Here is a 19,681-nt window from a genome sequence, read left to right as displayed (position 1 = left end):
TATCCGAATTTTTTATTAAATAACAAACTAAAAAGTTGTATTTTTGCACAATGGATTTTGAGCTTTAATAAAAGATACAAATGCAATATAATACATCTACTTTGGCCAACGGCCTCAGGATTATCCACCTGCCGTCGGCCTCGCCCGTGGTTTATTGCGGCTACGGCATATGTGCCGGCACGCGCGACGAGCAGCCCGGAGAGGAAGGCATCGCCCACTTCTGCGAGCACACCACGTTCAAGGGCACCGCAAGGCGCACCTCAATACAGATACTGAACCGGCTGGAGAAGGTGGGAGGCGACCTCAACGCCTTCACCAACAAGGAGGACACGGTGTTCTATGCGGCACTGCTGAAGGAGCACATCTCAAGAGCTGTCGACCTGCTTACCGACATGGTGTTCCACAGCACATATCCGCAGGCAGAGATTGACAAGGAGATTGAGGTGATATGCGACGAGATTGAATGTTACAACGACTCGCCTGCAGAACTGATTTATGACGAGTTTGAGAACGCCATATTCAGCGGACATCCGCTCGGACACAACATCCTGGGCAGGGCGGAGCGCCTGCGCGAATATACAACGGACAACGCGCTGAGCTTCACGCGCCGCTTCTATCGTCCCGAGAATGCCGTGTTCTTCGCCTACGGCGACATCAGTTTCAGCCGTCTTGTCAGACTGCTCGAGAAGGCCACGGCCGACTTTCCGCCGTGCAGTCCGCTCGTCGACAGCGTGCCGAAGGGCGTCCTGCCCGAATATAACCCGCAGGAACTGCTCCGCCATAAGAACACTCATCAGGCCCATGTGATGATAGGCAACCGCGCCTACAGCGTGCACGACAACAGGCGCATGGCCCTGTATCTGCTCAACAACATACTCGGCGGACCGGGCATGAACGCCCGTCTGAACATAGCCTTGCGCGAGAAGCACGGACTGGTGTACACCGTAGACAGCTCGATGGTGAGCTATTCTGACACCGGAATGTGGTGTGCCTACTTCGGCTGCGACCCTAAGGACGTGAAGAAATGCCGCCGCCTCGTGATGCGCGAGCTCGACCGCATGGCGCAGAAACCCATGTCGGCAGCACAGCTTGCAGCCGCCAAGAGGCAGATAAAGGGACAGATAGGCGTGGCGTGTGACAACCGCGAGAGCTTCGCCCTCGACTTCGCGAAGAGCTTCCTGCACTATGGCTGGGAGAAAGACGTCACGGCGCTGATGAGCCAGATAGACCGTCTGACCGCCGAAGAGCTGCAGGCCGTGGCTGCCGAGGTGTTCAGCAAGGACAAGCTCACGGCGCTTACATTCGTCTGATCCGCGCCGGTCTCATCATAGTTTGTCGTGTTTACGTAATACCTTGATATACAATAGTTTACGCGGAGCGTTGACTCCGCTTTCCAAAAGGCCACCTTTTAGCTTGCAAAAGGTGGCCTTTTGTCGTCTGAAAGACGGCCTTTTACAATGCAAAAGCATACCTTTCAGAAGTCGCCCCGCATACAGCCGTCTGCCGGTTGAGCGCAGGCGGCATAAAATCAGACGTGCAGCCCTTATGTATAGACAAATGTCCTATTTGTCGCAAAAGATGGAATAAAACTTTATTTAATCAAAAAGTTTAGTATAAAAGGTGTAATTTTTGTTAAAATAATTTGGCGTACATTGATTTTTGGAATATCTTTGCAAGATATTAAATCATACCCGTATCATAAATGAAGTTCACCAATATACTTCTGACAATCGCCGTATGCAGCTCGTTGACATCCTGCTTTAAGGACGAGCCGCTCAACGCTGAATGCGACATCGAGCAGGCATACGTACACACAGACAATCCTTCAGACATATTCTTCGCGCCCAGCGACACGCTGGTAAACGTGCTTTCAGATGCGAATAACATCGTTTTTGAAATTAAAGAGGGCGCAGATGTATCTGCAATGGCGCCGATATTTCATATAACCGAAGGCGCAAAGATTGAGCCGGCAAGCGGTTCGGTGCACGATTTCAGCGACGAAAAGGAAGTAACTTATAAGGTTACGTCTGAAGACGGTAATTGGAGCCGTGTTTACAACGTGTCATTTAGGCTTACGGAATCGCCAAACAAGTTTGATTTTGAGAACATAAGGCTTGTAGACGGCAGTGCCGGCGGTCAGTTCTATGAATGGAGCGACCTTTCAAAGTCTGGCGGCTGGATGGGCAATTGGGCAACAGGAAACCCCGGATTTAATTTAAGTGCACAGTTTATTGGCGGCTCAATACCGCCGGAAAACTATCCCTCCTCACCAATAACCGATGGATATAAGGGAAAGGGTGTTAAACTTGAGACGATGAGCACCGGCAGTTTCGGCTCAATGGTCAATATGGGTATAGCTGCAGGAAATCTCTATATAGGAGAATTTGATGCAAGTAAGGCACTCAGTGGAACTGACGGTGCATTGCAGGCAACAAGTTTCGGGCGCACATTTGATAAAGTTCCGTTAAAGCTGACAGGATGGTATAAATATAAATCTGGCGGCGAATGCGTTGACGGAAAAAGGAAACCGATACCGGGAACCTATGACAAAGGCGATATATATGCTGTAATATACAGAAATCATGACAACAATAATAAGGCCATAACGCTCCATGGCGACGATGTGTTGACAAGTCCTTATATTGTAGCAATTGCCCGCGTGCCGGAAGTTAAAGATACACAAGAGTGGACATCGTTTGATGTTGACTTTGAATATCGTTCGGAGATAGACAAGCAACTACTTGCTGACCATGGATATAACCTAAGTGTGGTATTCACATCAAGTATCGAGGGAGCGTCATTTAAGGGTGCATTAGGCAGCACGCTTATAGTTGACGAAGTTGAAGTGGTCTGCGAAGAAACAACCGAATAGTCATGAAGAAAACGTTTATCACATTAGTCCTGACCGCATTTACGGCCTCTGCGGCCTTCGGAGCAGGCATATTCGACAATCTTGTTTACAACCTGCGCTTCGGCTACAGCGTGGGAGGCACAGCCCCCATGGGCATGCCGGCGACGATAAGAAGCCTCGACAGCTACAAGCTCGAGCCCAACTTCTCGCTCGGACTGGGCATATACAAGCCCCTGTCAGACAAGTGGGGACTCACCACCGGACTGCATCTTGAGAACAAGGGAATGAACATCGACGCCACCGTCAAGAACTATCACATGGCCATCGTGAGGGGAGGACAGAGGCTAGAGGGCCAGTTTACCGGCCACAACGCTTCCGAGGTGGAGATGTGGATGCTCACGCTTCCGCTGCAGGCAACCTACGCCCTTAACAGCAACCTGCACCTGAAGCTCGGTCCCTATCTGTCTTACGTCAGGTCGCACTCCTTCCGCGGATATGCCTACGACGGCTACCTGCGTGTCGGCGACCCCACCGGAGCAAAGGTGGAGCTTGGCTCTGACGAGGGCAGCCGCGGCACTTACGACTTCAGCGACGACATGCGCTCATGGCAGCTTGGCATGATGCTCGGCGCCGAATGGTACTTCCACAAGCAGTGGGGAGCCTTTGCCGACGTCTCATGGGGATTCACCGGAATATTCAGAAAGCACTTCGACACAATCGAACAGACGCTTTACCCGATTTACGGAACAATAGGTGTTTCATATAAAATAAAGTAACATAATAACAAAACAAGGAAAAAGATGAAGAAAATTTTTACTATTATTGCGCTCCTCGCACTCACTCTTACAGCAGGAGCTAAGGATTTTACCGACCAGCTTTCAATCTCTCTGGGCAGCGGCGAACCTACAATATCTGAATCAACAATATCTGTTGAGGAAGTAGAAGGCTCTGACGGACTCTACAACATCACTCTGAAGAACTTCTCTTTCGGTCCGTTGAACCTCGGCGACATCAAGGTTGAGAACGTAAAGGGCAACGATGAGGAGCCAAGCGGATACACATGGTTTGAAGAGACAAAGGCTTCTGTAAAAGTAAACATAGGAGTCCCTGTTACAGCTGAGGTTACTGTCAACGAAGGCAGCTACATGCATGGCGACAAACTCTACATGACAATGACAATATCTGCTGTCGGAATGAATATCTCTGCTGTGTTCGGAACACCCGAAAGCCAGACTAAGAGCTATACAGACAACCTCGTTGTTACAGCTATGGGCAGCACAATGCCGGCTCAGCAGGCTACAATCGAAGTTACAAAGCAGTCAAACGGCAAATACACTCTTGCCCTGAAGAACTTCGAACTTACAGGAGTTATGGCTGTAGGTACTGTTGAAATGACAGACGTTGACGCCGTTGAGGAAGACGGAGTTGTTAAACTCAGCACCAAGCAGACCGTAACTATCAAGGACGGTGACGATCCTGAGGTTAACTGGGCACTTGAAGGCGTACCTGTAGACGTTGACATGACAGCTGATATGACTGACGACAAGCTGAAAGCCGACATCAATATTCTGTATTCAATTCCAGGTGTTATGGACATGGATATCAATGTTAAGTTCGGTTATGAGTCAGCAGGCATCAGCGCTCCTGTAACCAACAGCGGCGTTGAAGCTGTATATGACATCAACGGAAACAAGCTGAACGGCATGAAGAAGGGTCTCAACATCCTGAAGAAGGCCGACGGAACAACCGTTAAGGTTATCAAGAAATAATGACGCGCAGCGAGCATCTGTGCCGCTGAAGGCGCAGACTTATGGCGCTTAAAGATAAAAAATCCCGTACAGGAAACATCTTGTACGGGATTTTTTCGTATCTTTGTATTGCGCAGAAACGCGCCACAGGGCCTGACAAAGGCCTGCAACCGACTGATATACTATATAAAAACACGCTTATGGAAAAGCTTCTTCATTATGTATGGAAGCACAAGATGTTTCCTGCCAGACCGCTCCTGACAACCACGGGCGAGAGCGTTGAAGTGATAGATGCAGGTCTGCCCAACACCAACGCGGGGCCCGACTTCTTCAACGCGAAGGTCAGAATTGGCGGCACTATGTGGGTTGGAAACATCGAGATACACGACAAGGCATCCGACTGGTATGCGCACGGACACGACAAAGACAAGGCCTATGACAACGTTGTGCTGCATGTGGCTGCCGAAACGGGGCCTGACATCATAACATCCGACGGCCGCAAGGTGGCGCAGATAAGGCTCGACGTGCCGCAGGAGGTTAGCCGCAACTATGACGAACTTATCACCACCGACCATTATCCGCCGTGCTACGCCATCATACCGCAGCTAAGCCGGCTCACGGTTCACAGCTGGATGAGCCGCCTGCAGGCCGAACGGCTGGAGCAGAAGACCGACGCCATAAGGCAGAGGGCAGACAGATGCGGAGGCTCGTGGGAGTCGGCGCTCTTCGTAACGATGGCGCGCAACTACGGATTCGGCGTCAACGGCGACGCCTTTGAGGCGTGGGCAATGAGCATTCCGCTGCAGAGCGTGGCGCATCACCGCGACGACCTGTTCCAGATTGAGGCAATATTCATGGGACAGGCAGGTCTGCTGGAATATGACACCATACCCGAACCTTACCGCGACGACGCCATGAAGGAGGGCTATTTCGACCGTCTGCGCAAGGAATATCAGTATATGGCACATAAGTTCGGGCTCACTCCCATTGACGCCGGCATGTGGAAATTTCTCAGAATGAGGCCTCAGAACTTTCCCCACATACGCATATCGCAGCTGGCACAGCTATATCATTCGCGCCAAAGCGACCTGAGCCGCCTTGCCGAGTGTACATCGGTTGAGCAGCTTAAAGACCTGCTGCGCACCAGGGTTACGCCTTACTGGGAGACTCACTACACCTTCGGCAGCACGAGCGTGAAGAACCGCAAGAGCATCTCTGACTCATCGCTCAACCTGCTCATAATCAACACCGCCGTGCCCATGCTCTTTGCCTACGGCCGCCACCGCCACGACGACACGCTGTGCAGCCGTGCGTTCAGTCTGCTCAGTGAGCTGCGGGCAGAAAACAACCATATAGTAAGGCTGTGGGAGCAGTGCGGACTGAAGGCCGAAAACGCCGGAGACAGTCAGGCGCTGATACAACTGAAGAAGGAATACTGCGACAAGAAGGACTGCCTGAGGTGCCGTATAGGATACGAATATCTGAAGACAAAGCGCTGACAGGACAACAGAAATGTGCCTTTTTATCGCAATCCGTGCCATATAAAACGGCATATCAGAAGCCGGATTGATGCCGATTTTACGGCCATTTGTAACCTCTTGATTATCAACATGATACAAACGGCTTCCTAAAAGGCCATGTTTTAGGCTCCAAAAGGTGCCATTTCATCGTGTAAAAGGTGCCCTTTCGCAAGCCAAAAGGCCACCTTTCAGAAAACGCCCCGTCATGCCCCATATCACAAGGGCATAAACCTGACTAAGAAACTGCCGCGAAGACAAAACAAATCTTTTAGCACAAAAAAACAGAAAATAATACGGAAAAAGCCTTATCTTTGCATCCATTATGGAATATATATTCACCACACGAATGATGGTTCGCGACTATGAGTGCGACATCGAAGGCATTGTGAACAACGCAAACTATCTGCACTACACCGAGCACACGCGCCACCTCTTTCTGAAAGAGTGCGGACTAAGCTTCGCCGAGATGCACCGCAAGGGCGTCGACGCCGTCGTGGCCCGCATGAACCTGCAGTATAAGACGCCGCTGAGATGCGACGACGAGTTTATATCATGCCTCAACCTCAAGAAGGAAGGCTTGCGATATGTGTTCTATCAGGACATCTACCGCGCCTCTGACAACAAGATATGCTTCAAGGGCGTGATAGACCTTGTATGCCTGGTGAACGGCAAACTGGCCAACAGCAAGGAATATGACGAGGCTTTCAGCCGCTGGCTTTAGACTGCAGCGGCCACAGGCGCATGCGCCTTCAGCCCCCACATCACTCCCATAAGCCCCATAAATCCCGTCCCTCCCATCCTCAAAAACCATCCCTGCCATGCACGAACAAGAGATATTAAACATGCTTACGCTCAGCAGAATCAGCTATTTTAATTCTGCCGAGATAACCGCATTGTGGCGCAAGACGGGCAGCGCTACGGCCATAATGGACAACCGCCGCAACATATGCGACCTGATGCCCGACTGCAACAAGCGCACTGCCGAGGCGCTGGCCGACACGGCTGAGGCAGAGGCGAGGGCAGAGAGCGAGATTGAGTTTGCGGCACGTAACGGCATAAGCATATTGTGCATGGGCAGCGAAGACTATCCGCAGCGGCTGAAGGAGTGCATCGACGCACCGCTCGTGCTGTTCTATAAGGGCACGGCAAGGCTCAACCGCATGCGCGTAATCAACATCGTCGGCACACGCCACTGCACCGCCTACGGGCAGGACTGCATACACAGCTTTGTTAAAGACTTGTCTGCGATGTGCCCCGACGTGCTCATTGTAAGCGGACTGGCATACGGAGTGGACATATGCGCGCACCGCGAGGCTCTGGCAAATGGACTCGACACAGTGGCCGTACTGGCTCACGGATTAGACTATCTCTATCCGCCACGCCACCGCGACACGGCCGACAAGATGCTCACCCAGGGCGGACTGCTCACCGAGTTCTTCTCAAACACCAATGCCGACAAGCTCAACTTTCTGCGCCGCAACCGCATCGTGGCAGGCATGTCCGACGCCACGGTGCTGATAGAGAGTGCCTCTCACGGCGGCGGACTTGTAACGGCGCGCATTGCCAACGGCTACAGCCGCGACGTGTTTGCCTTTCCCGGCCGCACGGGCGACATGTATTCTGAAGGCTGCAACAACCTTATACGCGACAATAAGGCGGGCCTTATATGCGGCGCCGCCGACTTTATAAACGCCATGGGATGGCAGACCGACGCCCGTCTGGAGCAGGCTCGCCGCAACGGCATAGAGCGTACGCTCTTTCCCGAGCTTACAGCCGACGAGCAGGCCGTGGCTGATGCCCTGCAGAAGGAGAACGACCAGCAGGTAAACAGTCTGACCCTGACCTCCGGCATCCCCGTCAGCCGCCTCGCCGCCACCCTGTTCACGCTCGAGATGAAAGGCATGGTGAGGTGCATGGCAGGAGGAGTTTATCATTTAATTAATAACTGAAAATAGAAAAAACGTCAGGTAGTTAAAGGAGTTAAAGTAGTTATCGCTCACGCGGTGAGCTAGTAGTTAAAGTCAAATGTCTTGTGGCTTATCCCGGCATAAGTCCCATTATGTCCCATAAGTCCCACAAACACCAGCAGGACATTCGGCTTTAACTCCTAGCCGGCACAGCCGGCGATAACTCCTTTAACTACTAGCTCACCGCGTGAGCGATAACTACTTAAGACCAAACCATCAACCCTACACGCAATGAAAATAGGCAACATACAGTTTGGCGACCGGCCTTTGCTGCTGGCGCCGATGGAAGATGTAACCGACATAGGATTCCGCCGGCTGTGCAAACGCTACGGAGCGGCTATGGTATACACCGAGTTTGTCAGCGCAGAAGCACTGGTGCGTTCGGTAAAGAGCACCATGAACAAGCTCACAATAAGCGACGACGAGAGGCCCGTGGGCATCCAGATTTATGGCCGCGACGTGCCGCAGATGGTGGAGGCGGCAAAGATTGTAGAGGAGGCCGGCCCCGACCTGATAGACATCAACTTCGGTTGTCCTGTCAAGAAGGTGGCAGGCAAGGGCGCCGGAGCAGGCATGCTGCAGAACATTCCGCTGCTGCTCGACATAACACGCGAGGTGGTCAAGGCGGTGAAAGTGCCCGTAACGGTGAAGACAAGGCTCGGATGGAACAGCGACAACCTAATAATAACCGAACTTGCCGAGCAGCTTCAGGACTGCGGAATACAGGCTCTGACGATACACGGACGCACAAGGGCGCAGATGTACACAGGTCAGGCAGACTGGACTCTGATAGGCGAGGTGAAGCGTAATCCGCGCATACACATCCCCATAATAGGCAACGGCGACATCACTACGCCCGAAGAAGCCAGGCAGGCGTTTGAGCGTTACGGCGTAGACGCGGTGATGATAGGCCGCGCAACGTTCGGTCATCCGTGGATTTTCAAGGAGATTCGCGACTATCTTAACGGCAAGGAGCCCGATCCTGAACTCGACTTCAACCGCAAGCTGGACATCCTCGAGGAGCAGTTGCGCATCAATGTGGAGCGCATAGACGAGTATCGCGGCATATTGCACACGCGCCGTCATCTCGCCGCCACCCCCATATTCAAGGGCATTCCCGACTTCCGTCAGACGCGTATAGCCATGCTCCGCGCCTCGACAGTTGACGAACTGATGGCCATCCTCGAAGATTGCAGAAAGAGACTGGGTAATTAAGACGTAAGAATTAAGGATTAAGGAAACATCATTTGGCAGCTGAAAACACGGCTGAAGATAGCCCTTTTAATTGAGATTTAAAGTCTAATGCATAATAATAAGAGGGCATAGAGCCTGCCAAATTATGAATTATAAATTGTGAAACGAAGTTCGGCATTAGCCAATTATGAATTAATCGTGTGATAGAATTTTATGAACAGCGATTTATCAAGAACCCGACTGCTGCTTGGCGACGATGCCACTGAAAGGCTGTGCGCAACGCGCGTCATTGTGTTTGGCGTGGGCGGCGTAGGCAGCTGGTGCGTTGAGGCACTGGTGCGCTCGGGCGTAAGACATATAACCATTGTAGACCCCGACCGCGTGTGTCCGTCGAACATCAACCGGCAGCTCATGGCCACCACGTCGACCGTGGGCAAGCCGAAGGTGGAAGTGCTGCGCGACAGACTGCTCGACATCAGTCCCGAGGCTGAGGTTGACGCGCGTTTTATGGCGTTCAGTGCCGATACGGCGACAGATTTTAATCTAAACGACTACGACTATGTTGTCGACGCGATAGACAGCATAGCCGACAAAATGCTGCTGATACGCACGGCATGCCGCTCAAAAGCCACCCTGCTGTCGTCTATGGGGGCAGCGCGCAAGCTCGACCCGTCGCGCATCAAGGTTACAGAATTCTGGAAAGTGGAGGGCTGTCCGCTTGCCCGCAAGCTGCGTCAGGAGTTCAAACGTCAGGGCGACAAGCCTGCACGCAAGTTCAGATGCGTATATAGCGACGAGCTTCTGCCCAATCAGGGCACGTCAGACGAGGCGCGCGCCAACGGCTCAATGCTCCACATAACCGGCATATTCGGCTTCACCCTGGCAAGCCAAATCATCAATGACGTATTCAAAGAAGCAAAAGGGGAAGACAGGGAGTAATAATTAAAAATTAAAAAGTAAAAATTAAGAATTAAGAAAATTAGCCCAATTATTAATTAATACATAATTTTTGGGGACAATTAACCAACCCAATTATGAATTGTGAATTATTAATTATGAATTAAAAATATAACTATGGAAGGCTATAAGACAAAAGAATTCGGCGTGCCCGTAAAGCGTTACTGTCAGACAATGGAGCTGAAGGACGACGCGGAGCTTATCCGCCGCTATCGCGAGGCTCACGACAAAGAGCACTTCTGGGACGAGATTAAGGAAGGAATAAAGGCCGTAGGCATATTGGAAATGGAGATTTACATCCTCGGCAACCGCCTGTTTATGATTGTCGACGCACCGTTAGACTTCGACTGGGACAGTGCGATGGCGCGCCTTGCCACGCTGCCGCGACAGCAGGAATGGGAAGAGCATGTGGCAATGTTTCAGAATTGCGCCGCCGACGCCACGTCAGACCAGAAGTGGCAGATGATGGAGCGCATGTTCTATCTTTACGAATAACGCATCCGACTGATGCCTGATGAAACAAGCCCTGACGCCATTTCAGAAGCGTCAGGGCTTGTTCTTTTATCACAAAGCCTTGCGGCCGCTCCTTGTCCTTAGCCCTGCCGCAGTCCCTTATCATGCCGTAAGCGGTAAGCCTCGTTACCTTCTGTTTTCCAAAAGACGGCATATCGCATTGCAAAAGGTGCCCTTTTACACGCTGAAAGACCACCTTTTAGAAGCTAAAAGATGGCCTTTTGCAAGTGTACTGATAGTCAGTCTGTTATTAACAAATATTCATTTCTGTCAGACAAGACGGCAGATATGCAGAATTTATGATTATATACATACATCTGCCAGACCAGGGCCTGCATGCTGCAATGTAGAATATTGCGGCTATTTGACCATGACTTTCTGTGTAGATGTGCTTCCGTCTGTATATGTCACCACGCGTATGTTAATACCTTTGACCATACCGTTGGTTTCACGTCCTGACACATCATAGTATTTAATGTCCTTGACGGCTTTTCCGTCAGCACCGATATCGCTGATGCCAGAGGCTGTGCCCCTTTCCATCTCGATGTTGTCGAGATAGATGACATCCTGATAACCTCCGGTAAATCCGTAGAATACGAAACTTATGTGAGATGCTCCGGCAAACTTGTCGAGCTTGACTTCATACTGTTTCCAGCCCTCTTCTGTGTCAGAGCCTACTACGTATTCGCCTGCAAACTCAATATCGCCGTCGTCGGCACGTACATAAACCATTATGATAGGTTTGTTGTTTGGATATGCCGTGGCGATGTTGTAAACCCAGAACTTCAGTGTAGAGTTCCAGTCGCCAAGGGCTATCTTCGGCGAAACGAAGCCTGCTCCGGTGAATGTCTCATACTGGTTGCCGTTGTACATATAGGCCACTCCGCCGTCGTTGTCCTGTGGCGTTGCTCCGTTGTAGCTCTCGCCGTCCGGATTAGTTACGCCCCATGTGATGTATGTATCCAGACCGTTAACCACCATCCACGGCTCGGTTGACAGCTCCTTGTTGGCAAACGACTCCTTGAACGGCATCTCATAGAGCTTGCCGAGCACCACTTCTCCTACAAGAGCCTGGCCTTCGCCCTCTGTGTTTACTGCCGACACGGCGTAATAAGCCGTTTTCTGCTTGTCTGAAGGTTCGTTTTCTACCACGTATGAGTTATCTTTGACACCTTTCTCGATAAGTGTAAGAACCTTGTCTGTAGGATCATATTTGTAGACATTGAATGAAATCTCATCGGCAACAATCACTCCTCCGTTTGCACCGGTTTCAGGAATGTTCCATGAAATTATGGCATCCATGTTGTCGGCAGAGCCTTTCACCCTATAGTCTGACACCACCATCGGCACATCGCGTCCTACGAACAGCGTGTCATAGAGCACCTCGCTGCGTCCGTAAGAGTTAGAAGCCACAAGCATATACGTGTTTTGTCCGTGCAGAGCCTGAGTGTCTGTCCATTTAATCTCAGATCCGGGCACAACCCCTTCTTTACTGAAAACAGGCGTGGGGCTCTGGCCTCGGTAAATCTCAACCTTAAGATTCTCTGTAAGTTTGTTGCCGTGATAGTCAACGGCGGGAGCCTTAAACGAGATGTCGGCCATCAGATCGCCATTGGCATAAGCCTCAGACTTGAAGTCGGTGAACTCGAACGGAGATGAAGCCGACTTGAGATAAGTGAGCGAAACATCGTCTATCTCGGCATTAGGATAGGCATACATGCCCGAAGCCTGAATGTTGAAGCCGAAGCAGAACTTGCCGCCTTCGGTCGTAATAATATTATGACTCTCCTTTATCGGCATATATCCTTCGTTTAAAGTCATGTCACCAATATATTCGCTTTGTGCTTCTTTCTCTTGCTCTGTGCCCATAAACACCTTATAGGTGATGTCGCTTCCTTGCATAGACATGATATTCGAATTATAGCCAAGCTCATACACAGAATTGGCATCAAGCTTGAACATCGGTGTATAGAGCCATGCATCAAGCTTTGTCTCGTCGTCCATGAGGTAGGCATAAAACGTCATTTTCTTATTGTTTTCGTCATATGTCCATCCGTAATAAGGATTAGCCTCAAGGTCGATTCCGTCGAGAGTAGATTTATATAGCTCAGAAGCAGCGCGTGTGTCGAAGCTTTCAAGATATGGTGCTGTGTATATTCCTACAAAAGCAGAGTCGGAAACCACGCCGCCTTCGCCATATTCATTCTCTGCAACTACAGAATAGGTGTTGACGCCAACCTTGCTGACAGTGGCGTCTGTCCAGTTGAGCGCGGTATTGACAGCCGGAGAGTCGAATACATGTACCGGACTTGTGCTTCCGTTTCTGTAAACATTCACCTTGCTGATAGCTGAAAGCGGCTCATCATTAAGGTTCTTGTCAGGTGTTACAAAGCTTATTGTCGCAGCCATGGCATCGTCAGCATCAGGAGTAATCTTAAGTTCGCTGACAGGAGCCGGAGCCTTTGTCGCACCAATTTTTGTGACCGACACAGACTTGATCAGCATTAGCGAACCATTATTTTGTTTGTCGCTGAGATAGCGTATGCCTACATAATAGTCACCGTCTGCATCAATATTAAATTCAGCTTTATAGTCGGAATAAGTTTCATAAAGTTCCAGTCCCTCTTCCTTTTTAAACAGCTTAAATGTGGAAATATCCTCAGGATTAGTGCCGACGTACAATTCGAAGTCTTCAGGGTAGCCATTCATAAAAGTCTTCATGTTCATAGTAAAGCTATATCTTGCGCCTCCGTCCAGCTTTATGGCAGGCGTGATAAGCCAGTCGTCACCTTTAGATGTTTCAGATATTAAGTCTATACGCACGTCGCCGCTGTATCCGCTACGCCATGTGTTGCCGTCTTCGTTGGCGTCAATGACAGTGAAAAACTCTGTAAATACTGACGCATCGGCAAACGACTGCGAATAAGGTGTAGTGAAAGCATTGCCGCATATAATCTTGTTTGATTCAGAGTAGTTGCCTGATTTCCCGTTGTTAACGGCATAAACTCTGTAAGAATAGTTGCGCAAGTCCTGCGGTTCGTCTTCTGTAAAGGATGTTTCTTTGTAATTATCGGCCACAGTTACACTGTCCGGCATACGCACGATGGTGTAAGTAAGATTGTCATAATCGACATAACCGCCATTCAAGCCACCTTCGGGGGCAGTCCAGCTTATGGTGTTCTTACCTTCGGCTTTGTCGTATGTAAACGTTAAGTTGCCTACTGTCTTAGGTATGTCATAACCGGCGTATTGGTCGACATATGCCAGTGGAGAGAAGCCCTCGTCATTGCTTAGGTTAACGGCAACGTAATGGTTGCCCTCTGTCAGCGACACCGGTATCGACACTCTGCTGCCTGCTTGTGCCTCTTCAGTCTTGATAATCTCACCGTCGAGCCACACATAAAGCACCGCATTGCCGAGCTGTTTTCCGTCAAACGTAGTCGTAGGTACCTCGAACGATATTGTTCCTTCAAGTCCTCCGTCCTTATCGTAAGTCATCTTCAAGTCGTTTGCCTGTGCCGGAGCACCGTCCGGGGCTTCGTTGTCGAGAGACCACAGGGCCACAAACTGCTCGTTGTTCTTGAAGTCGAGAATCTTCTTCGTATCTGCCGTTGCCGGGTCAACAGAATATAGTGAGCTGCCGTCAGATGTCTGTGCTGCCCACAAGAACATGCCAGTGCGGCCGTCGTACATCATGTTCTGTACATATAGAATAGGCGTAATGCCGGTATATCCCACCAATGACGGCCGGGCAGTCTTGCGGTCTATCTTGTAAAGATCACCGTAGCCGTTGATGAAATACATCTCTCCACTGGGCACGGCAGCAAGCGTTACAACGTTATATCGGCCTCGGAAAGAGGCTATCTTGTCCATTTCGTCATAGTCAGGATTATATACGCACCAGTCAAGTCCGCTCAAGTCATCTTTATACTGAAATGAATATATCCTGTTGTCCATAGGATTATATGCCATCGCAGACGACAGCAAGCCATAGCTCTTCTTGTCTGTGCCATAGGCGATGTTCTTCATCTCTGTCCAATTCTCGGTGTCAATGGTGATATATCTTGCGCCATTCAACATGCCCATTATAGACATTGCCGTGATGCCTACAAATCTATTGTGAGAATAAGCGCCTGTAAGGAAGTTATAGCCGAAGTTGGTTATATATCCCGTTGTCTGAGGCGACTCATTCATTTCAAACGAATACAATCCATACGGAACATCTGTAATGGAAGTGTTGGCCCACTCCGTGCTGTTTATTAAGGCTCCGTAGATTGTCCGTCCGTAAAAAGCATCAGTATCTGCAGCCGCATTCTTTCGGTCTGTCTTAAGTATCTTGGACATCTTTCCGGCTACTTTTGGTTCTGTCGGAACAAGCTTGAGCTCTATAGGTCCGGGCTTTCTGTTGTCGTTGACTGCTCTTTCAGAAATCTGTGCCTCCGCAAATGCTGTATGTGAAAGCATCGCGGCAATGGCTAAAAACTTAAATAATATGTTTTTATTCATATCTGATATATTGTTAAATCCTTATTTATTTTACAATCTTTACAGTTCGGCTACCCTGTCGGAGAATATAAATGCCTTCGGGAAGAGAGTTGACATCTGTGTTTGGAAGTCTTACACCGTTGATGTCATATATTGTAACAGGTTCGTTGCTGCCAGCCTCAATGCCGTTGACAGATGTAGTGGCATCAAGCTTAAACTGACAAACAGACATCTCGATAGGGCTCATGAAAGAGTATGTATTACCGTCGTAAAGCATCAGGCAGGCTGTGTATGTCTTGCCGGGAACGCCATTTTCAAATTGACCTCCGAACGAAACGCTCTTTGTTTCGCCTTCTGTCAGGAACAGATACTGTGGCTCAAGGCTGCCCATCTGCAGCGCTCCGCTCTCGTTGAAAAGGAAAAGACATAGCCATCCGCCAAATACGCCATCGCTGCACTTTACCTCTGCCGTGATGTCCATCGACATACGGTCTACACAAGTGTTGTCGGCGAATGACAGCTGTGATGCCGGTTCAACCACGGCAGCTTCTGCCGGAGCGGGCTTTACGGTGATGTCGCTGAACGAAGCTATGCGTCTGTTGTCGTCATCTACAATAGTCAGACTGTAGACTCCTTCACTGAGATTGTATGCAGATACAAGTGAAAGGTCGATGCTTGCGCCCGGTTTGAGGTCGATTTTATACGGATTGCCGTCTGTTACACTGCGTTTGGTGTCTTTATCGACAATAGAAACCATTACTTCTCCAAGATAGTCAACGTCTCCGTTGTTTGTTATTGTGGCCTTAACTTCAGCGGGTATGCCCGAATAAACTTCAGAAGGAACAGTCATGTCGGTTGCATCCAGGTTAAAATAGTTTGGATATGAGAAGTGCTGCTTGCCGTTCTCAACGTTTACATAGATATAATTTGCATAGCCTACGTATTCGCTTCTGATGCGGTCCCAGTTGCCCTTGCCGCCCTGTACACGGCATACGGGGTATAAAGTGTATGTGCCGTCATTGAGAGTTCCGAGCGAGATGTTGTCAAACTGCGGGCCTACTATCTGATAGCCTACGGGCAAACGGACGTTCATACCTGTGTCGATAACCTTCAGAGTGTTTCCTGTTGCATCTGTCAGCATAAGTCCGTAGGTGTAGTTTGCGTCTTGCCAGCCTGCGTTGGCAATCATTCCGCATAGCCTGAAATTGAGAGTTGCGCCGTTGTCTACGGTTTCTTCAGAGGCTACAAGGCCTTCGGTAGATATCAGCTCGATGTCTGTCTCGCTGTCGGCCTGAGGACGCTGTATACCTGTAATTATATATTGATCGTAGTTGAATCCTCCTGTTGAACCGCCAATTCCCTGTGATGACGGCTCAAGGGCTGACGTGCGGAAGTAGCCGTTGCTCATGCCTCCCCATCCCCAGTTGACGTGAATGAGGCCGTTGCGGTCGTATCCGTCGAACACGAAAGCATGTCCTCCGGCAGAAGAACGGCCGAGGGCAACTATCGGGCGGCCGTTGTCTATCTCGTTGATTATGATGTCGTCCCATTCGGCACAGCCGTAGTTTGTGCGTGTACGATAGGCAATGCCTTTGTCATAATTGAAGTATGTGTAGAGTGCAAACGGCACCGATTCGCTGGTTGCGCCGCTTGATATAGAGTATTCCATGTCTACTGCGATACCGCAATGCAGCATAAGCTGTGCAACAGCCTCGCGGCTTGCATCGCTGCTGCTGTCGTCGTATTTGGGAAGCATGTCGTTCCAGGCATACGAAGTGCTGCCAAAATCGGCTGTAAGTGAGCCGCCGTTGAGTATAGAAGGCATATATGTATGAGAGCCTTTGCCTTGTTCAGGCCACTTATGATAGTACATCACCTGAGCCATGGCTGTGGCCACGCATCCAGTTGCGCATCTCGAATTGAGGTCGTATACGGGACACATGTCGTTGTATGGAGAGTCCTGATTCCATTGTATGTCGCCGAGCAGGGGCTTGACTTCCTTGTCCAGGATGTTATTTTCTTCGGCTGTGGCCGTAGTCTTGCTGTTTCTTATATATGTAATTTGGTCAATGTATCCGGTAAACCAGTTTTTAATATGTGCCGGAAGCTTGTCATAGTCAAATGTTCCGGTGTCGCTGTATCCTAGAATCGTGCTGGCTCTGTCGTCGGCCGACACGATAACGAAGCCGTTTGCTGCGTCATTGTTAAACACATAAAAGCATTTTTTGCCATCTGTGTTTGCTGCTGTGTAAGCCAACTTCAATGGTTTCAGCACTGAGGGGGCGATTCTGTTGGGTCCTGCCGGACTCTTTAAGAAATTCTCCGCGATTTTCTGTGCCTGAGCTTGCGTTACATCCTTGGCCGCGGATGTCAGCGCAAACAATGCACTTAAAAGAAGAAGAGTAATTGTTTTCATAATGTTACTGTTAATTGGTTTCACGCTCACAAATATAGATAAAATGAAATAAAAGTGGGTTAAAAAGTAACAGTCAAGTATTTCTAATTCTTAAATTAGAAAGTAAAAGTCCATGAAATGGGCGTTTTCTTACGCTGAATCAAATTTCTTTTATTGGAAAGTTGATTCAACGGATATGTGTATCAGGCATGTTGCCTGAATGTGAAAAATGCAATGAAAATGTATTTCCGGAATGTTCAGATGCTGCTTTTTGAAATCTTCTGGTAAAGTGAAGGAGTCATTCCGGTCATTTTTTTGAAAGCTGCGATAAAGTTAGAGGCTGACTTGTAGCCAACGCTTTCGGATATTCCTTGTATGCTGTAGTTGCCGTAATGTTCGTTGTCCATCATTCGCTTCATTGCAACCTTTATGCGGTATTCGTTTACAAAGGAGCGGAAGTTCTTGCCGAAAGTTGAGTTTATGGTCTGTGATACATAGTTGGTGTTCGACTCTGTCATCCTTGCAAGTGTCTGCAGGTTGAAGTACGGGTTACAGAATGTCTCCTCGTCTTCCATGACCAAAAGTATTTTCTGCAGAAGGTCATCGTGTCCTGTGGCCGTGGCAGCCTTGTCGTCGTGTTCCTCCGCACCGTCTGAAGTTGTTTTATGTTCTTTCCGTTCCATGCTCATGCGGTATCTGCGTTCAGCTTCAAGCAGTTCGCTGTTGCGTCTGAACAGCTCCACATTAGCTGTGTGTAACTTTTGTCGCTGTCGGTATACCACAACAACGGCAAGCACGGCGATGACTACAATCATGACTAGCATCAGCAGCATTGCCTGCTGCTGTGAATTGGTTCTTTCCAGATTGTTTATGGTGTTGGTAGTGCGTTTCTTTTCGTTGGTCTGATAATTCGTCTTAATCTTTGAAAATTCATTGAGATTAAGCAGTGAGTCGGCATATCTGAAATATTCACTCTGGTAGTGTAGGGCGCGTTCTTTATCTCCCATCTTTGTATATATGCGCATAAGCCCTTTGTAGCAGTCAACATAAAGAAAGGCATGGTTGGTTACATGAGCCAGTGAGTCGTATTTATGAAGATATACTAAAGCTTCGGTTAAATTGCCTTTGTTTTCGTAACATTGGTATATTTCCGAATATGCATATATTTTCATTTCTTCCGGCAGCTTATATTTATCCACGATGTTTAATACCTTTTTCATCCACAAAGCTTTGGTGCTGTCGTCTTTGCGGTTGCCGGCAATAAAGCCCTTGTTGAAACAGTAGAAGTATGCTATCTTTCCGCGGTTTATGCCTTTAAGCTGTCTTATCTTGTTGTTGGTGTATTCTGCATAGTTGATGTCACCTATTTCGCAACTGGCTCCGACCATGTTATTCAGAAATTTGAATTGCATCTCAGAGTTGCCTGCGTCAACGCTGAGAGAATAGCCTTTTTTGTAAATTTCGAGTGCTTGTGCATAATCAGAATACAGCGAATAAATACCTCCTACGTTGTAGTATGCGTCCGTAAGGCGTATGGTGTCATGACTCTTCATCTGCTCTTGCGCCTGTATGTATTTCAGAAAGGCAGACAGAGAGCTGTTATATTCATTCTTGTTGAATTCGGCCTTTGCTTTATTATACAGTGCGCCTGTATTGTCTTTGCTGTATGCCTGTGTGGCTGGTGTGGCAAAATAAAGACATAATAACAGGATGGAGGTATTTAAGATGTTTTTTATGGGCAGCATCGGAGTAAGTAAATATTGATGTGCAAATATCATAAATTTTTTATTATCTGACAAAATAAAGATATGATATTTACTAAAACTGTTCAATTATTTCTAATAAGTGATATTGTGGTGCTTTGATGAGCGGCAGCGTATCGTTGCTTGTTTCTTTATGTCGTCTGTATATGGAGATGACGGCTTTTGCTTCATGAATGGTGTATGTGCAAAGTAAGTAAATCATCCGCATTTTCCAAAAGACGGCATATTGCATTGCAAAAGGTGCCCTTTTACACGCTGAAAGGCCACCTTTTAGAAGCTAAAAGACGG

The 19,681-nt window shown here is 48.9% G+C and carries 13 protein-coding genes; 10 read left to right on the top strand and 3 right to left on the bottom strand.

The window, feature by feature from the left end; genetic code table 11:
• Positions 1-80 precede the first annotated feature (80 nt).
• The 10 genes from ACU52_RS03700 (at position 81) to ACU52_RS03655 (ending at position 10,732) form a co-directional block, all read left to right on the top strand.
• Positions 81-1,310: a M16 family metallopeptidase gene (locus ACU52_RS03700; protein WP_053397807.1), complete on the top strand. Its 1,230-nt coding sequence runs from the start codon at positions 81-83 to the stop codon at positions 1,308-1,310.
• A gap of 392 nt (positions 1,311-1,702) precedes the next feature.
• Positions 1,703-2,872, top strand: a complete 1,170-nt coding sequence (locus tag ACU52_RS03695) for a PCMD domain-containing protein (protein WP_053397806.1) — start codon at positions 1,703-1,705, stop codon at positions 2,870-2,872.
• A gap of 2 nt (positions 2,873-2,874) precedes the next feature.
• Positions 2,875-3,627, top strand: a complete 753-nt coding sequence (locus ACU52_RS03690) for a porin family protein (RefSeq protein ID WP_053397805.1) — start codon at positions 2,875-2,877, stop codon at positions 3,625-3,627.
• Between the two features lie 24 nt (positions 3,628-3,651).
• Positions 3,652-4,620 carry a calycin-like domain-containing protein gene (locus tag ACU52_RS03685; protein ID WP_053397804.1) on the top strand — a complete coding sequence of 323 codons (969 nt, stop codon included), beginning with the start codon at positions 3,652-3,654 and terminating at the stop codon, positions 4,618-4,620.
• A gap of 179 nt (positions 4,621-4,799) precedes the next feature.
• Complete coding sequence (locus ACU52_RS03680) at positions 4,800-6,098, top strand: DUF2851 family protein (RefSeq protein ID WP_053397803.1); 1,299 nt, start codon at positions 4,800-4,802, stop codon at positions 6,096-6,098.
• Positions 6,099-6,438: 340 nt separating this feature from the next.
• Positions 6,439-6,840, top strand: coding sequence for an acyl-CoA thioesterase (locus ACU52_RS03675; protein WP_053397802.1), 402 nt, complete (start codon positions 6,439-6,441; stop codon positions 6,838-6,840).
• Between the two features lie 97 nt (positions 6,841-6,937).
• Positions 6,938-8,068, top strand: a complete 1,131-nt coding sequence (gene dprA, locus ACU52_RS03670) for a DNA-processing protein DprA (protein WP_053397801.1) — start codon at positions 6,938-6,940, stop codon at positions 8,066-8,068.
• A gap of 249 nt (positions 8,069-8,317) precedes the next feature.
• A complete protein-coding gene (dusB, locus tag ACU52_RS03665; RefSeq protein WP_021856027.1) occupies positions 8,318-9,301 on the top strand; it encodes a tRNA dihydrouridine synthase DusB in 984 nt (327 codons plus the stop codon).
• Positions 9,302-9,493: 192 nt separating this feature from the next.
• Positions 9,494-10,219 (top strand): tRNA threonylcarbamoyladenosine dehydratase, encoded by a 726-nt coding sequence (locus tag ACU52_RS03660; protein ID WP_053397800.1) that lies wholly within the window; start codon positions 9,494-9,496, stop codon positions 10,217-10,219.
• Between the two features lie 129 nt (positions 10,220-10,348).
• Complete coding sequence (locus ACU52_RS03655) at positions 10,349-10,732, top strand: L-rhamnose mutarotase (protein WP_394330567.1); 384 nt, start codon at positions 10,349-10,351, stop codon at positions 10,730-10,732.
• Between the two features lie 378 nt (positions 10,733-11,110).
• Here the strand turns inward: ACU52_RS03655 and ACU52_RS03650 are convergent, their stop codons facing one another.
• The 3 genes from ACU52_RS03650 to ACU52_RS03640 form a co-directional block, all read right to left on the bottom strand.
• Complete coding sequence (locus ACU52_RS03650; RefSeq protein WP_147630753.1) at positions 11,111-15,256, bottom strand: choice-of-anchor J domain-containing protein; 4,146 nt, start codon at positions 15,254-15,256, stop codon at positions 11,111-11,113.
• Positions 15,257-15,281: 25 nt separating this feature from the next.
• Positions 15,282-17,651, bottom strand: a complete 2,370-nt coding sequence (locus tag ACU52_RS03645) for a C10 family peptidase (protein ID WP_082335152.1) — start codon at positions 17,649-17,651, stop codon at positions 15,282-15,284.
• 236 nt (positions 17,652-17,887) lie between these two features.
• Positions 17,888-19,408 (bottom strand): helix-turn-helix domain-containing protein, encoded by a 1,521-nt coding sequence (locus tag ACU52_RS03640; protein WP_082335151.1) that lies wholly within the window; start codon positions 19,406-19,408, stop codon positions 17,888-17,890.
• Positions 19,409-19,681 lie beyond the last annotated feature (273 nt).

Origin of the sequence: Xylanibacter rarus (genome assembly GCF_001275135.1) — a bacterium.
GTDB classification, from domain to species: Bacteria; Bacteroidota; Bacteroidia; order Bacteroidales; family Bacteroidaceae; genus Prevotella; species Prevotella rara.
Note: the sequence above shows the minus strand (reverse complement) of the source record. Positions and strands in the feature narration are given on the sequence as shown.

What these genes read in the sequence shown, in the direction of transcription:
- ACU52_RS03690 (WP_053397805.1), top strand. Translation starts at nt 2,875, where the DNA reads ATGAAGAAAACGTTTATCACATTAGTCCTGACCGCATTTACGGCCTCT.
- ACU52_RS03695 (WP_053397806.1), top strand. Translation starts at nt 1,703, where the DNA reads ATGAAGTTCACCAATATACTTCTGACAATCGCCGTATGCAGCTCGTTG.
- ACU52_RS03640 (WP_082335151.1), bottom strand. Translation starts at nt 19,408, where the DNA reads ATGATATTTGCACATCAATATTTACTTACTCCGATGCTGCCCATAAAA.
- dusB (WP_021856027.1), top strand. Translation starts at nt 8,318, where the DNA reads ATGAAAATAGGCAACATACAGTTTGGCGACCGGCCTTTGCTGCTGGCG.
- dprA (WP_053397801.1), top strand. Translation starts at nt 6,938, where the DNA reads ATGCACGAACAAGAGATATTAAACATGCTTACGCTCAGCAGAATCAGC.
- ACU52_RS03685 (WP_053397804.1), top strand. Translation starts at nt 3,652, where the DNA reads ATGAAGAAAATTTTTACTATTATTGCGCTCCTCGCACTCACTCTTACA.
- ACU52_RS03645 (WP_082335152.1), bottom strand. Translation starts at nt 17,651, where the DNA reads ATGAAAACAATTACTCTTCTTCTTTTAAGTGCATTGTTTGCGCTGACA.
- ACU52_RS03650 (WP_147630753.1), bottom strand. Translation starts at nt 15,256, where the DNA reads ATGAATAAAAACATATTATTTAAGTTTTTAGCCATTGCCGCGATGCTT.
- ACU52_RS03660 (WP_053397800.1), top strand. Translation starts at nt 9,494, where the DNA reads ATGAACAGCGATTTATCAAGAACCCGACTGCTGCTTGGCGACGATGCC.
- ACU52_RS03700 (WP_053397807.1), top strand. Translation starts at nt 81, where the DNA reads ATGCAATATAATACATCTACTTTGGCCAACGGCCTCAGGATTATCCAC.
- ACU52_RS03680 (WP_053397803.1), top strand. Translation starts at nt 4,800, where the DNA reads ATGGAAAAGCTTCTTCATTATGTATGGAAGCACAAGATGTTTCCTGCC.